General features: G+C 72.4%; 10 protein-coding genes. 5 read left to right on the top strand and 5 right to left on the bottom strand.

All coding sequences use genetic code 11. The annotated features are described in order from the left end of the window. Window positions 1-112: 112 nt before the first annotated feature. Together AB0L75_RS18260 and AB0L75_RS18255 are read left to right on the top strand one after the other, a co-directional pair. A complete protein-coding gene (locus AB0L75_RS18260) occupies window positions 113-1,006 on the top strand; it encodes a helix-turn-helix transcriptional regulator (protein WP_365181926.1) in 894 nt (297 codons plus the stop codon). 135 nt (window positions 1,007-1,141) lie between these two features. Then, window positions 1,142-1,657, top strand: a complete 516-nt coding sequence (locus AB0L75_RS18255; RefSeq protein WP_365182130.1) for a DUF4232 domain-containing protein — start codon at window positions 1,142-1,144, stop codon at window positions 1,655-1,657. Window positions 1,658-1,823: 166 nt separating this feature from the next. Here the strand turns inward: AB0L75_RS18255 and AB0L75_RS18250 are convergent, their stop codons facing one another. Then, a complete protein-coding gene (locus tag AB0L75_RS18250) occupies window positions 1,824-3,275 on the bottom strand; it encodes an MFS transporter (RefSeq protein ID WP_365181924.1) in 1,452 nt (483 codons plus the stop codon). Between the two features lie 84 nt (window positions 3,276-3,359). After that, window positions 3,360-4,787, bottom strand: coding sequence for an MFS transporter (locus AB0L75_RS18245; protein ID WP_365181923.1), 1,428 nt, complete (start codon window positions 4,785-4,787; stop codon window positions 3,360-3,362). A gap of 101 nt (window positions 4,788-4,888) precedes the next feature. Here AB0L75_RS18245 and AB0L75_RS18240 point away from each other — a divergent pair, with 101 nt between their 5' ends. Beyond that, window positions 4,889-5,779, top strand: a complete 891-nt coding sequence (locus tag AB0L75_RS18240) for a helix-turn-helix transcriptional regulator (RefSeq protein ID WP_365181921.1) — start codon at window positions 4,889-4,891, stop codon at window positions 5,777-5,779. 70 nt (window positions 5,780-5,849) lie between these two features. Beyond that, a complete protein-coding gene (gene dusB, locus AB0L75_RS18235; protein ID WP_365181920.1) occupies window positions 5,850-6,983 on the top strand; it encodes a tRNA dihydrouridine synthase DusB in 1,134 nt (377 codons plus the stop codon). On the opposite strand, the gene AB0L75_RS18230 is transcribed toward dusB, so the two are convergent. The 3 genes from AB0L75_RS18230 to AB0L75_RS18220 form a co-directional block, all read right to left on the bottom strand. Next, on the bottom strand, window positions 6,984-8,606 hold the full coding sequence (locus tag AB0L75_RS18230) for a CDP-alcohol phosphatidyltransferase (RefSeq protein WP_365182128.1): 1,623 nt from the start codon (window positions 8,604-8,606) through the stop codon (window positions 6,984-6,986). Window positions 8,607-9,023: 417 nt separating this feature from the next. Continuing rightward, the gene (locus AB0L75_RS18225; protein WP_365181918.1) at window positions 9,024-10,961 is read right to left on the bottom strand and encodes a glycogen debranching N-terminal domain-containing protein; all 1,938 of its coding nucleotides are present in this window, start codon (window positions 10,959-10,961) and stop codon (window positions 9,024-9,026) included. Beyond that, window positions 10,958-12,901: a hypothetical protein gene (locus AB0L75_RS18220; protein ID WP_365181917.1), complete on the bottom strand. Its 1,944-nt coding sequence runs from the start codon at window positions 12,899-12,901 to the stop codon at window positions 10,958-10,960. The genes AB0L75_RS18225 and AB0L75_RS18220 overlap by 4 nt, the downstream gene beginning before the upstream one ends. A 131-nt stretch (window positions 12,902-13,032) precedes the next feature. Between AB0L75_RS18220 and AB0L75_RS18215 the strand changes: the two genes are divergently transcribed. Continuing rightward, on the top strand, window positions 13,033-14,253 hold the full coding sequence (locus AB0L75_RS18215) for an ROK family protein (RefSeq protein ID WP_365181915.1): 1,221 nt from the start codon (window positions 13,033-13,035) through the stop codon (window positions 14,251-14,253). Window positions 14,254-14,354 lie beyond the last annotated feature (101 nt).

The following is a 14,354-nucleotide window of genomic DNA, read 5'->3' as shown; positions in this document are numbered from 1 at the left end:
TCCGATCCCCGCGGGGCCACCGTCCCGCGCCGCCCAGACCGGTACCACAGCCCCCTGATCCTGGTAGAAGAACCACCTGGCAACAGGATGAGGGGGAAGGCACCCTGGATCCATGACGACGACGGCGACGACGGCCACGGCCCGCGAGACCGCCCCACCGCCGGCCCGGGGCTCGGAGATCCGGCGGAACGAGCTGGCCGCGTTCCTGCGCAGCCGCCGTGAGCGCATCAGCCCCGAGCAGGTGGGCCTGCCGCGCGGAGCCCGGCGCCGTACGCCCGGACTGCGCCGCGAGGAGGTCGCGCAGCTCTCCGCGGTCGGCGTCACCTGGTACACCTGGCTCGAGCAGGCCCGCGACATCCAGGTCTCCGTCCAGGTCCTGGACGCCCTCGCCCGCACCCTGATGCTGGACGCCAGCGAACGCGCCCATCTCTTCCAGCTGGCCGGCGCCACCGATCCGACGCCGGCCGCGAGGTGCCCGAGCGTCACCCCGGCCCTGCGCGAGATGCTGCGCCAGCTGGAGCCGATCCCGGCCTGCATCCAGAACAGCCGGTACGACATCCTCGCCTACAACCGCACCTACGGCCGCCTCTTCTGCGACCTGGACGCGCTGCCGCCCGAGGACCTCAACTCCATGCTGCTCGTCTACACGAACAAGGAGTGGGGGGAGTCGATCGTCCACCTCGCGGAGACCCAGCGCCTGATGGCGGCCCGGCTGCGCGCGTCCTTGGCCGGCCATCTCGGCGAGCCGGCCTGGAAGATGCTGGTGAAGCGGCTGGAGGCGGCATCCCCCAAGTTCCGTGAGAACTGGGAGCGTTACGAGGTGGTCGGCACCCGCTCCAAGACCAAGGAGTTCCGCAACGCCCATGTGGGCCGACTCACCGTGGAGCACACGGACCTGTGGCTGGGCCCCGACCCGGGCGCCCGCATGGTGACGTACACCCCGGCCGACGAGGAGTCCCGGGAGCGGCTGGAGAAACTGCACGCCCTCGCGCTCAGCAGCGCCTGACGCACCGGAACCTCTCGGCCGGAGCCTGCATCTACCTGTCCGCAGAGGCAGGGCGCCTCTACCTGGCGGGATGTCCTGATGGCGGGACGGGGAACGGTGCGGCGAAAAGCGGCGCGGCAAAAGGCAGCGGTGCTCATGCTCGGCCTCGCGGCACTGCTGGGGCTGACCGCCTGCGGTGGGGGCCAGGGCCACAGCCACGCCGCCGCGGCGCCGTCCGCCTGCGGATCACCGCAGCTGCGCTGGAAGTGGACCCGCCTGGCCGACAAGCCGTCAGGCGCACCCGCGGCCCTGCTCACTGCCACGAACACAAGCTCGAAGCCCTGCGCCTTCGACGGATACCCGCAGCTCCAGGTCTGGGTGGGCAAGGCGCAGGACGTGCAGTCGGAGCCGGGGAAGAAGGCCGAGCCGGTCCGGCTGGTGCTGGACCCGGGCCGCACGGCCGACTTCCCGCTCTTCTACCAGCCGTACGACGTCCCGCGCGGCAGCTGCTGGATCGCGGGCGACCTCAACGCGTCGAGCGGCGTGGTGCCGCCCCATCCCGCCAAGCGCGACTACGGATCCTTCGTGCACCTGACCGACACGAGCGGACACCGGCTGCCCGCCCAGGTCTGCAGCGACACCATCCAGATTCGCCCGCCCCACCTGCACTAGGGCCTGTCGTCACATTCCCGCCTGCCCCGCGGCGTCCGGCACGCACTCTCCCACTGCCTCAAGGGCGTGGGACCCCCGTCGACTCCCTCCTCCGCCTTGCAGCTGCACGCACCAGACGCCGCGGGGCCCGCCCTCCGGGCGGACGACGGGAATGTGACGACAGGCCTTAGGCCCGTCCGGAGGCTCCCGCCGGCTGGCGGATCTCCGCGGACTGAAGGGTCTCGGCCGCTCGTTCCGCGGTGCGGTGGGCCCAGCGGCCGCTGGTGAGGAGGCCGAGGAGGAGGACGGCCAGGCCGCAGGCGGTGAGGATCCACCAGCCGGGGCGGGCCGCCGAGACGAAGGTGTCGCGGTAGGAGGACGAGCCGATGCCGGAGGCCAGGACGGCGCCGACCACCGCGACACCGAGGGTCTGGCCCAGCTGCCTGCTCGTGGAGGCGACCGCGGCGGCGACGCCGGCCTGGGCGCGGGGCATGCCGGAGACGGCCGTGTTGGTGATCGGCGCGTTCACGAAACCGAAGCCGATACCGAAGGCGACGTAGCCGATGAGGAGGGTGGTGTTCGATGTCTCCGCGTCGAAGGCCGCGAAGAGGACACCGCTCGCCGTCATCGCCGTACCGGCCACCAGCAGGGGGAGGCGGGGGCCGCGGGTGCCCACCAGGCGGCCGGACAGGGGCGCGCACAGGAAGGTCGGCGCGGCCATCGGCAGCATCCACAGGCCCGCGTGCAGGGCGTCCAGGCCGCGGACGTTCTGCAGATAGAGCGTGGACAGGAAGAGGAAGCCGCCCAGTGCCGCGAACGCGCTGATCGCGATCACGGTGGCGCCGCTGAACGGAGCCGAGCGGAAGAAGCGCAGGTCGATGAGGGGTTCGGCGCGGCGGGGCTCGTACCGCAGCAGGCCGAGGAGGGCCACGAGAGCGATTACGGCGAAGGGCGCCACCGTGGTCGCGCCCGAGGCGGGCGCCTCGATGATCGCGTACGTCAGCGAGCCGAACAGGGCGATGACCAGGAGCTGGCCGATCGGGTCGGGGCGGCGGGCCTTGGGCGCGCGGGACTCGGGGACGAAGCGAAGGGTGAGGAGGAGGGCCGCGAGGCCCACCGGGAGGTTGATCCAGAAGATCGAGCGCCAGCTCACCGACTGGACGAGGAGACCGCCGACCAGCGGGCCCGCCGCCATGGATATGCCGACCACCGCGCCCCACACACCGATCGCGCGGGCCCGCTCACGGGCGTCCGTGAAGGTGTTGGTGATGATCGACATGGCGACCGGGTTGAGCATCGAGCCGCCGATCGCCTGCACCATGCGGAACACCACCAGCAGGGACAGGTTCGGCGCCAGCGAGCACAGCAGCGAGCCGATGGAGAAGATCACCAGCCCGGCCATGAAGACCCGTTTGCGGCCGATGCGGTCGGCGGTCGAGCCCGCGAGCATCAGCAGCGAGGCGAGGACCAGGGTGTAGGCGTCGATCGTCCACTGCAGACCGGAGGTGGTGGTGTGCAGATCGCGTTGCATCGACGGCAGTGCCACGTTCAGCACTGTGTTGTCCAAGCTCACGATCAGCAGGCTCATACAACAGATCGCGAGCACGAGCAGGCGGTGGCGATGGCTCAACTCGGGCATGGCTCTCAGCGTACGCCTCCTTAAATAGTGTGTCTAACTAATAGTGCCTCTAATTAATGTTCCTAATTAGTGCGCGCTACACGATCACTGTCCGAGTACCCGGGGCAGCCGCAGGCCCAGCATCCCCAGCCCCGCCAGTCCCACCGCCTGCACCGCCAGCACCACCGCCAGCGCCTCCCGCATGCCGAGCCGGGGCGCGAGGGACAGGAACAGCGAGCCGAGCGTCGCGACCCCGACGGCCAGACACGACTGCTGCAGCGTGGCCGCGAGCCCGCTGCCCACGCCCGCCAGCCGCGCCGGAATCGCCGCCAGCAGGATCCGGTAGTACAGGGGCAGCTGGAGGCCCTGACCCAGCCCGCACAGCACCAGGCCGGGGGAGAGGGCGAGCGGACTCAGACGCGGCCACGGGCCGAGCAGCGCGGTCGCCGTCACCGTCGCCAGTCCCGCGATGTGCAGCACCGCCGCCAGCGTCACCGCCCGACCGCCGAACCGCCGTACGGCACGCGGCGCCAGCATCGACGCCGCGAACTGCGCCGCCCCCATCGGCACCAGCGTCAGGCCCGCCCCCAACGCCCCGTAGCCGAGGCCCTGTTGCAGCGTCACCGCGCTCACGAACATCCAGCCCGCGAAGCCGATGAACACCGGCAGGCCGAGCAGCAGGCCCCGGCGGACCTCCGGGGCGGCCAGCAGAGACGGCGGCAGCAGCGGACCGGCGCCGGCCCGCTCCGCCCGCAGCTCCACCCGGTAGAACCCGGCTGCGCACACCGGCGCCGCACACAGCAGCAGCACCGACCACAGCGGCCAGCCCGCCGCCCGGCCCTCGGTCAGCGGCAGCAGCAGCGCCGTCAGCGTCGCCGCCAGCAGCGCCGTACCGGCGAGGTCACCGCGCGCGGGCCGCTCGACCCGGCTGTCCGGCACCGCCCGCACCGCACAGACCAGGGCGGCCAAGGCCACCGGCACGTTCACCAGGAACACCGCACGCCAGCCGGTGCCCGCCGGGTCGGCGGCCACCAGCACCCCGCCCAGTACCTGACCGAGCACGACGGACACCCCGCCGACCGAGCCGTACAGGGCCACCGCGCGGGCCCGCCGCTCCCCGGACGTCGTCGCGTGGATGGTGGCCAGCACCTGCGGCAGCAGCGCCGCCGACGCGGCACCCTGCGCGACGCGCGCCGCCACCAGCCACCCGGCGCTCGGCGCCAGCCCGCAGGCCAGCGAGGTCACACCGAAACCCGCCACACCCCACAGGAACAGCCGCCGCCGGCCATGGCCGTCGCCGAGCCGGCCGCCGAGCACGAGCAGCACCGCGTACGCCACCGCGTACCCGGCCACCACCATCTCCAGCGTGGCCGCGGAAGCGTGCAGATCATGCTCGATCGTCGGCAGCGCGACATTGACAATAAAGAAGTCGATCATCGGGAGCGCGGTCCCGAGCAGCAGGGTCAGCAGGCCGAGGGGGGTCAGGCCGCGGGGCGGGGCCTGGGTCCGGAGCGAGGTCGTCGTCGTGGTCACGCCCCGACTCTGGGGCAGCTCCCAGCCGGGTACCAGGCGGTGCTCATCCAGGTACCGGCACCAACTGGAACCGGGGTGCGACGAAACGGCACCCTTGGACCATGAGCATCGCAGCGCCGGAACACCGCACGGACCAGCCGGTGGCGACAGGGCCCCGGGCGCAGCACATCCGGCGCCGGGAACTGGCCGCCTTCCTGCGCAGCCGCCGCGAGCGCGTCACCCCCGAGCAGGTCGGCCTGGTGCGCGGCCCGCGCCGCCGTACCCCGGGGCTGCGCCGCGAGGAGGTCGCCCAGCTCTCCGCGGTCGGCGTCACCTGGTACACGTGGATCGAGCAGGCCCGCGCCACCCATGTCTCCGCCCAGGTGCTGGACGCCGTCGCCCGCGCCCTGCTCATGGACCCCACCGAGCGCGCCCACCTCTTCGCCCTCGCCGGAACCACCGACCCGCGCATCGACCCCGAGTGCCCGGTCGCCTCCACATCCGCGCGGAAGATCGTCGAACGGCTGGCGCCCTACCCGGCCTCCCTGCAGAACGCCCGGTACGACGTCCTCGCCGCCAACCGCCCCTTCGCCCAGGTCTTCGGCGACCCGGCCGAGCTGCCCCCGGCCGAGCGGAACTGCCTGTGGCTGCTGACCACCAGCGAGCGCTGGAAGCGGGACTTCGTCGACCGGGACGAGATGCTGCGGGACCTGATCGCCAAGTACCGGGCGGCCATGGCCGAGCATGTGGCCGAGCCCGCGTGGAAGGAGCGGCTTCAGGGGCTGCTGGCGGTCTCCGAGGAGTTCCGCGAGCTGTGGGAGCAGCACGAGGTCGCGCCGATGTCCCCGCACGTCAAGCGGTACCGGCACCCGGTGGTCGGCCTGCTCCGCCTGGAGCACCGCAACATGTGGCTGGCCCCGCAGCCACCGGCCCACCGCGTGGTCGCGTACATCCCCGCCGACGAGGAGAGCGAGGAGCGGCTGGAGAGGCTGGCGGAGCTGGCGGACGGGTGAGGGGCCGAGTGAGGGACAATGGGTCCTTGCCCAGTGTCCCTGCGTCGTACATCCGTACCGGAGCCCTGTGATGTCCCACCCGCTGTCCATCGGCCCGCACGCCGTCGCGCCGCCCGTCGTGCTCGCACCCATGGCGGGGATCACCAACGCGCCCTTCCGCACCCTGTGCCGGGAGTTCAGCGGCGGCAAGGGCCTGTTCGTCAGCGAGATGATCACCACCCGGGCGCTGGTCGAGCGCAACGAGAAGACCATGCAGCTGATCAGGTTCGACGCGAGCGAGCAGCCGCGTTCGATCCAGCTGTACGGCGTCGACCCGGCGACCGTCGGCAAGGCCGTCCGCATGATCGCGGAGGAGGACCTGGCCGACCACATCGACCTGAACTTCGGCTGCCCGGTCCCGAAGGTCACGCGGAAGGGCGGCGGCTCGGCCCTCCCCTACAAGCGGAACCTGCTGCGCGCGATCCTGCGCGAGGCGGTGAGCGGCGCCGGTGACCTCCCCGTCACGATGAAGATGCGCAAGGGCATCGACGACGATCACATCACCTACCTCGACGCCGGCCGCATCGCCGTCGAGGAGGGCGTCACGGCCATCGCCCTGCACGGCCGCACGACCGCCCAGCACTACGGCGGCACCGCCGACTGGGACGCCATCGCCCGCCTCAAGGAGCACGTCCCGGAGATCCCCGTGCTCGGCAACGGCGACATCTGGTCGGCCGAGGACGCGCTGCGGATGGTGCGCGAGACCGGCTGCGACGGAGTGGTCGTGGGCCGGGGCTGCCTGGGCCGGCCGTGGCTGTTCGCGGACCTGGTCGCCGCCTTCGAGGGGCGCGCCGCGGATCTGGCCCGGCCGTCGCTGCGGGAGGTGGCCGACGTCATGGTCCGGCACGCCCGTCTGCTCGGCGAGTGGATCGGCGACGAGTCCAAGGGCGTGATCGACTTCCGCAAGCACGTCGCCTGGTACCTGAAGGGCTTCGCGGTCGGCTCCGAGATGCGGGGGCGACTCGCGATCACGTCCTCACTCCAGGAGCTGCGGTCCGGCCTGGACGAACTGGACCTCGACCAGCCCTGGCCCGCCGGCGCCGACGGCCCGCGCGGCCGTACGTCCGGCAACAACCGGGTGGTGCTGCCGGACGGCTGGCTGAAGGACCCCTACGACTGCGCGGGCGTGAGCGAGGACGCGGAACTGGACACGTCGGGCGGCTGATCAGCCCTTCTTGGGGTGCGGCGTCGAGCCGTACGCCGTCAGGAAGCGGTCCCGGAACGCGCTCATCTTCCAGACCGGCGCGTTGTGGGCGGGACGCAGGCCGTCGGTCCAGCCCCAGCTGTCGATCTTGCCGAGGACCTTCGGGTCCTTGGCGACGATCGAGATCGGGACGTCACGGCTGGCGTGGTTGCCGCTGGCGTGGGCGTTCGGCTGGTGGTCGCCGAGGAAGACCAGCACGGTGTTCTCGTTGCCGTAGCGCTCCAGCCACTCGGTCAGCGCCGTCACCGTGTACTGGACGGACTTGCCGTACTCCTCCTTGGTGTGCGTGTCGTCGGTGAGGGTGTAGGTGGACGGGTGGCCCGCCTTCTCGATGGAGTCGAAGACCGAGCCGTCGCCCAGCTGGTTCCAGGGGACCATCTTGGGGATCGGCGCCCACGGAGTGTGGCTGGAGGTGAGGATGAGCAGCGACATCCGCGCCTTGCCGTCGGCGGGCTTCTTGCTGTGCACCCGGTCCTGGTACTGCTGCAGCGTGTACTGGTCCGGCATGGTCGACCAGCTGAACTTCGGTCCCTTGTAACCGAGTTCGAAAGCGTTGTAGACCTTGTCGAGGCCGTACCAGCTCTGCTCCGGCCACGCCTTCTGCACACCCGGCATGACGCCGACGGTGTCGAAGGCGCCGGTCCTCTTGAACGCGTCGGTCAGACTCATGTGGTCGCTCGCCATGACCGTGCGGTAGCGCTGCTGGTTGCTGATCCACAGGCCCGACATGGTGGTGGAGTGGCCGAGCCAGCTGCTGCCGCCGTAGGTCGCCGAGGTCAGCCAGCCGCTCTTGGCATGGAAACCGGCCTTGGCCAGGGCCTTCGTACGGGCATCCAGCGTGCTGTCCACACCGGGCGCCATGATCGGGTCCTCGACCGCGCTCCGGCCGTAGCTCTCGATGAACGTGAAGATCATGTCCTTGCCCCGCAGATCCGGGACCAGCTGGCTGCCCGGGGTGTTCCCGAAGGCGTCCACCCTGGCCACCTTCCGGAACTCCGCCTCGTCCTTGAGCGTGGCCGAGACCAGATGGGCCTGGGCCTTCAGCGCGGTGGCGGTGCTGTCGGAGGCGAGCGGTACGCCGAACACCTGGAGGCCGAGCGAGGAGCAGGTGATCCAGACGACCCCGGCCACCAGCGTGCCCCGCGTCGCGATGCCGGTGTGCCGGGCGAGCAGATTGCTCAGCCGGATCACGGACAGCGCCAGCAGCACGAAGAGCAGCAGCACGAGGGTGATCAGACCGGCGACGGCGACCAGGGTCCGCGTACGGCCGAGCGAGTCCTCCAGATACGACTCCGCGTCACCGAACAGGCTCCAGTCGAGAACGACGTTGAAGCCCCGGCCGAGGTACTGCTTGAAGCCCATGTCGAGCGCGTTCAGCACGGTCATCGCCGCCAGCGCGACCCCGGACACGGCAGCCAGCGCCACCCGCGGCCGGCGCGGCAGAGCGATCATCACGGCCGCCCCGATCACGGCCTCCGCCGGTATCCGCAGAAACTGCGAAGGCTCCAGCTGCACCACGGAGTTCGGCATCACCAGCGCGGCGACGACCAGGACGGCGGCGACCACGGTGACCGTGACGGACATGGCCCGGGCGACCGCGGGATACCGCTCCCGCCAGCGCCGCGTATACGTCCGCCAGGCGATCCAAGGACGCCGGAGCCAGGCGGTCCACGGGCGCCGGGGGGCGGCCGGCACCGGTATGGAGTCGGGAGCCGACTCCTCCGGCACAGCCTCCTCGGCTGCCCCCGCGGCTGATTCGCGCATGCTCATGTCCTGGGACAACCCGGCGTCCTTCCCTACGAGACCCGTGACGCCGTCGAGTACGGCCGTTCCCCGACCCCTGTTCACAGCACTGGGCAAACACCGGGCAAATATCGCGCTTTCAGGGGCGCGGGGCTGTGTCGATATGCGGCTCCGCCGCGATGGGGGTCCCCCCGGTTCGAGCGAAGCCGAGAATTGGGGGAGCGACCAGCCACAACGGACCCGCAGCGGACAACGGCGCTACACACCCCCTATCGCTGAAAGCAGCGCGAGCGGCACCGCGGCCGACCGGGACTCCCGCACACACGCATGCGGATACGGCACCGGCTCCGGATGCGTGTCCCTCCCGTACCCGGCCAGCACCTCCGGCAGTCGATGCCCCGCCACCGTCGCCGCGTCGATCAGCGAACGCGCCACCGCCCGGGCCTCGTCATGCAGCCCGTACCGCGCGAGCCCCAACGTGATCAGCGCGTTGTCGTGCGGCCACACGGAACCCCGGTGGTACGACAGCGGGTGGTACGCCGGCTGTCCCGCGGCCAGCGTCCGCACGCCCCAGCCGGAGAAGAAGTCCGGCTCCACCAGCCGTCGGCCCACCACCTCGCCGTACTCCTTGTCCAGCAGCCCGGACCAGAGCAGATGCCCGGCGTCGGAGGCCAGCGCGTCGATCTGGCGGCCCTCGCCGTCCAGCGCGAGCGCCGGGAAGGAGTGCTCCCGCATCCAGAAGTCCCGCTGGAACCGGTCCCGCAGATCGGCGGCCGCCTGCTCCAGCAGCGCCCCGTACGTCTCGTCGCCCCACACCGTGCGCGCCAGCCACGCCGTGCGGCGCAGCGCGTCGTACGCGTAGCCCTGCGCGCCCGCCGCCATGACCGCGCCGGTGGGCCGGGTGCCGTCGGCGCAGCAGATTGCGCCGGGGGAGTCCTTCCAGTTCTGGTTGGCGAGGCCGCCCTCGTCGGCGCGGTAGACGAGGTAGCCGCGGGTGGTCAGTCCGCCGTGGTCGAGCATCCAGGCGACGGCGGCCCGCGCATGCCGCTCCAGGCGTCGGGCCAGCTCCGCGTCCCCGGTCCGCTCGACGTACGTGCCGAGCAGGATCAGGAACAGCGGGGTCGCGTCCACCGAGCCGTAGTACCGGCCGAACGGCACCTGCCCGAAGTGCGCCAGCTCGCCGTGCCGCACCTCGTGCACGATCTTGCCGGGCTGGGCGACCGGGGACACACCGGCGCCGCTCGCCTGGGTCGCGGCGAGCGCGGGAAGCGTGGCGGCGGCCAGTTCCGGGCGATACGGCAGCGCGAACAGGGAGGTGAGCAGGGCGTCGCGGGCGAGGAGGGTGAGGAACCAGGGGGCTCCGCCGGCCGGGACGCGCAGTTCCTCGCCGTCCGGTCCGGTGGCCGGCACCTGGAGCGCGGCCAGGTCGGCGAGGCCCCGCGCGCAGGCGGCCGCCAGCTCCGGCCAGCCGGTCGGGAAGGCCACGCCCTCCATGAACTCCCCTTCCATGGCGATGAGTTGCTCGCGCACGGAGGCGGGGTCGCGGGGCACGCGCAGAGCCCGTTTCTCGCCGTGCGGGCGGGCGATCACACGGAGCAGCAGCTCGGTCGTGCCGTGCGGGGCCAGGCCGAGGGTCCACACCAGGCGGCGGGCACCGGTACCGGTCTCCTCCACGGCGTCGGGAGCGGGGTCGGCCGTGATGGTCGTACACGCATGCCACTCGGCGCGCCGGTAGGTGAACTCGATGCCGTCGTCGAGGACTTCACGGGAGCGTACGGCGCCGGGCTTGGCGTAGGTGCGGTGGTCGGAGCGGAGTTCGAACTGGTCGGTGAAGTCGGCGTCGGCGGTGATGGCGAGCCGGACCGTGGTCGGCTCCGGGCGGTTGCTGGTCACCCGCAGCGACTCCACGAACGAGCTGTCGCCCACGGCCTGCCGGCGGAAGAGGGTGTGCGCCGCGGGCTCCTGCCGGCCGCCGCGCGGCACCAGCACACAGCGGGCCGCGTCACCTTCGGTGACCGGGGTGAGTACCTCGGGTACGGCGCCGTCGACGGTGAGCTGCCAGCGGCTGAGGTGCCGGGCGTCCCGTACGAACAACCCGTCCGGGGAGCCGCCGCCCCGGACACCGCTGATGTCGCCCCTGTCGCCCACGGCGGCGAACGTCGCCCCGTGCACGAGCAGATGATGCCGGTCGGTCATCCCCGGTCTCCTCCTTCGTCACTCCTGTCGAACGTGCCGGTGGCCGCCTTGGACACGCCCTCGCCGGGCCGCTTGGGAAGGTCTTTGTGCGGCTCTTGCCGCAGCTCGTGGCGCATGTCGCGGTGCCTGCCGCGGTGCCTTTCCCGGTGCGGCCGGTGGTGCAGGTCGAGGGCGAGCGCGGCGGTCCAGCCGAAGCCGGTCGCGCCGCAGGCCTCGCCGGTGTACGGGTCGACGTACTCCGCGAAACCGGTGTCCTCGGCGAGGCGCAGCACGGCCGCGCGCAGCGCGTCGGCCCGCGCCCGCTCGCCGTGCACGCGCAGGCCCCGCTCCAGCAGCCAGCTGGTGTTGAACCAGGCCGGCCCGCGCCAGTACCGGTGCGGGTCGAAGGCCTCGCCGAGGAGGTCGTAGCTGGGGACGAGCCGGGTGCGGTCACCGAGCCCGAAGTGCGGCCCGCACAGCGTGCGCACCAGCGCGGCGGCGACCTCGCGCGGCAGCCCGGGAAGGATGAGCGGCACGAGCCCGGAGACCCCTCGCTCACGGATCAGACCAGAGACATCCCGGCCGGGGGCCGGGCTGGAGATGCCCTGACCCGGGGCTGGCTCGAAGCCACCTCGCTCGCGGGCCGGTCCGGGGTGGCCTTGTTCGCGGGGCGGTCCGGGGTGGCCTGGTCCGGGGTGCGGTCCGGAGCGGCCTTGCTCGCGGGTCGGTCCGGAGGCGCTGCGGTCGCTGTTCCTCCCGGAGGCGCCCTGTTCGTGTGGTGGCCGGGAGATGCTGTGCCCGCTGGTGGGTCCGGAGATGCCTTGTTCGTGGGTTGGCTGGGAGGTGCTCTGCCCGCCGGTGGGCTTGGAGGCACCCTGTTCGTTCGTCGGCCCGTAGGCGCTCTGCCCGCCGGTCGGCCCGTAGGCGCTCTGCCCGCGCGTCGGTCCGGATGCGCCCTGTTCACGGGCCGGTCCGGATGTGCCCCGTTCGCCCGGCGGCCCCCCGGCGCGCAGATCACGGCACAGGAACATGCCCGACGCCGGGTCCCACAGCCGTTCCACCAGTGCCGCCGTCAGTCGTTCGGCGCGGGCGTGCCGGGCGGTGCCGGTCGCGCCCAGTTCGACGGCGATGCGGGCCAGCGCGTGCTCGGAGGCGATGAGCAGGGCGTTGAAGGCGGGGTCCTCGACGGCGAACTCCCCACCCCCGTCGGCGTATCCGGCGTCCCGGTAGTCGGCGGCCAGCCGCACATACCGCCCGTAGTCCAGATCCGTCGGCCGGTCCTCGGGTGCGCCGTGGGCGAGGTCGGCGCGGCGGAAGGAGCGGGCCGGGGCCGGGGTGATCCGGGCGAGCGGGGCGTCCCAGCAGGGGCTGTTGTCCATGCCCTGCTCCCAGGGATGGACGACCGACACCAGCCCCGCGCCGCCCAGGTCCCGGCGGTGCAGCAGATACCGGTGCCAGGCGGCCAGCCGCGGGTACACCCGGGCCAGGAAGCCGCGCGCCCGGGACAGTCCGGGGTCGGCGCGGTGCACCAGCCAGGCCGCGAGCGCGTGCACCGGTGGCTGCACGATGCCCGAGGTCTGTACGGTGCGCGGGGCGCCCGCGGGGCGGCCGGCGGTGGCGGAGCGCCAGAAGTCGGGGCTCGGGAAGTAGGCGTCGAGCGGTACGGAGGGGTTGAAGACGATGTGCGGGATCCGCCCGTCGGCCCACTGGGCGGCCAGCAGCGTCTCCAGCTCGGTCTGGGCCCGCTGCGGCGACACGTGCCGGAGGCCGATCGCGATGAACGCCGAGTCCCAGGACCACTGGTGCGGATACAGGTTCCGGGAGGGGACGGTCGAGCTGCCCGTCCAGTTCGCTTCGAGCACCCGGGCCGCCCTGACCTGCAAAGGCGCGCCGGAAGCCGGGGGATCGTATGCGATCTCGTATTGCGCGGGACGGGCAGTGAGCTGCGTGCTGCGATCCACTCGGGGCTCCCCGAAGACGAAGACGCCCGGCCGGACGGACCGGGTTCGGTTGTCATGACCGTAGAGTTACGTCTATTTAACACGCAAAACTCACTATGTAATGCAGAGTTGGGAAACACAAGGGGGTGCGCATGACCGAACGTCAGGGGAGGGCCGCCAGACGGGGCGGCCAGGCCGGCGCCGGAGAGCTGCTGGAACTGGTGCGCAGCGGACGGGCCGTGACGCGCGGTGCGCTCCAGCAGGTCACCGGACTGTCCCGGGCGACCGTCGGCCAGCGGCTGGACCGGCTGTTCCGGGCCGGATGGGTGCGTGAGGGCGCCGGCGGCCCGGTCGGCTCGCCGCTCGGCGGCCGCCCCTCCATCACCCTGGAGTTCGATGACCGCCACGCGGTCGTCCTCGTCGCCGACCTGGACACCCGGCACGCCCGAGCGGCCGTCCTCGGCCTGACCGGCGAGATCCTCGGCGAGCACTCGGGGACCCTGGTCGTCGAGGACGGCCCCGAGGCCGTGCTCGGCGAACTCGGCCACTGGTTCGCCCGGTTGCTGGAGAAGACCGGGCGTCCGGCGGCGGACGTCTGCGGCATCGGGATCGCCGTGCCCGGCCCGGTGGACACCGGGACCGGCCGGGTGGTGCAGCCGCCGATGATGGCCGGCTGGGACGGCTACGGCATAAGGGGCCGCCTCTCCCGCGCCTTCACCGAGCACACCGGCGCGCCCCGCGTCCCGGTCCTGGTGGACAACGACGCCAACCTCATGGCCTACGGCGAACAGCGCGCCGGACACCCCGACTGCACGGCCTTCGTCCTGGTCAAGGTGTCCACGGGCATCGGCGCCGGGGTGGTCGTGGACGGTGCGATCTACCGGGGGATCGACGGCGGCGCGGGCGACATCGGACACATCCGGGTCGGCGCGGACGCGCTGTGCCGCTGCGGCTCGTACGGCTGTCTGGCCGCCGTCGCGAGCGGGGGCGCCGTGGCCCGGCGGCTGGCGGAGAGCGGGGTGCCGGCCGCCTCCGGCTCGGACGTACGGGACCTGCTGGCCGCCGGTCATCCCGAGGCGACGGCGCTGGCCCGCGAGGCCGGGCGCCGGGTCGGTGATGTGCTGGCGACGGTCGTGACCCTGCTCAACCCGGGCGTGCTGATGATCGCGGGCGACCTCGCCGGGACGCCGTTCCTCACCGGCGTGCGCGAGCTGCTCTACCAGCGGGCGCTGCCGCGCTCCACGGCCCACCTGGACGTCGTCACCTCGCGGCTGGGGGAGCGGGCCGCGCTCATCGGAGCGGGCGCACTGGTCGTGGAACACCTCTACGCGCCGGAGCGGATCGAGGAGCGGCTGCTGGCGCTGGGCGTCTGACGCCGATGTCGTCGCCCGCCCTTCGGCCGCTCATCGGCCGCGTTCGGCCGTGTGACGAGGGTGTTTCCGGCGCGGTGCCCCGTCTCGGGGACGGTCCGCAT

It is taken from the genome of Streptomyces sp. NPDC052101 (genome assembly GCF_040680235.1).
In the GTDB taxonomy this organism is placed as follows: domain Bacteria; phylum Actinomycetota; class Actinomycetes; order Streptomycetales; family Streptomycetaceae; genus Streptomyces.
Note: the sequence above shows the minus strand (reverse complement) of the source record. Positions and strands in the feature narration are given on the sequence as shown.

What these genes read in the sequence shown, in the direction of transcription:
- AB0L75_RS18260 (WP_365181926.1), top strand. Translation starts at nt 113, where the DNA reads ATGACGACGACGGCGACGACGGCCACGGCCCGCGAGACCGCCCCACCG.
- AB0L75_RS18255 (WP_365182130.1), top strand. Translation starts at nt 1,142, where the DNA reads ATGCTCGGCCTCGCGGCACTGCTGGGGCTGACCGCCTGCGGTGGGGGC.
- AB0L75_RS18250 (WP_365181924.1), bottom strand. Translation starts at nt 3,275, where the DNA reads ATGCCCGAGTTGAGCCATCGCCACCGCCTGCTCGTGCTCGCGATCTGT.
- AB0L75_RS18240 (WP_365181921.1), top strand. Translation starts at nt 4,889, where the DNA reads ATGAGCATCGCAGCGCCGGAACACCGCACGGACCAGCCGGTGGCGACA.
- dusB (WP_365181920.1), top strand. Translation starts at nt 5,850, where the DNA reads ATGTCCCACCCGCTGTCCATCGGCCCGCACGCCGTCGCGCCGCCCGTC.
- AB0L75_RS18230 (WP_365182128.1), bottom strand. Translation starts at nt 8,606, where the DNA reads ATGTCCGTCACGGTCACCGTGGTCGCCGCCGTCCTGGTCGTCGCCGCG.
- AB0L75_RS18225 (WP_365181918.1), bottom strand. Translation starts at nt 10,961, where the DNA reads ATGACCGACCGGCATCATCTGCTCGTGCACGGGGCGACGTTCGCCGCC.
- AB0L75_RS18215 (WP_365181915.1), top strand. Translation starts at nt 13,033, where the DNA reads ATGACCGAACGTCAGGGGAGGGCCGCCAGACGGGGCGGCCAGGCCGGC.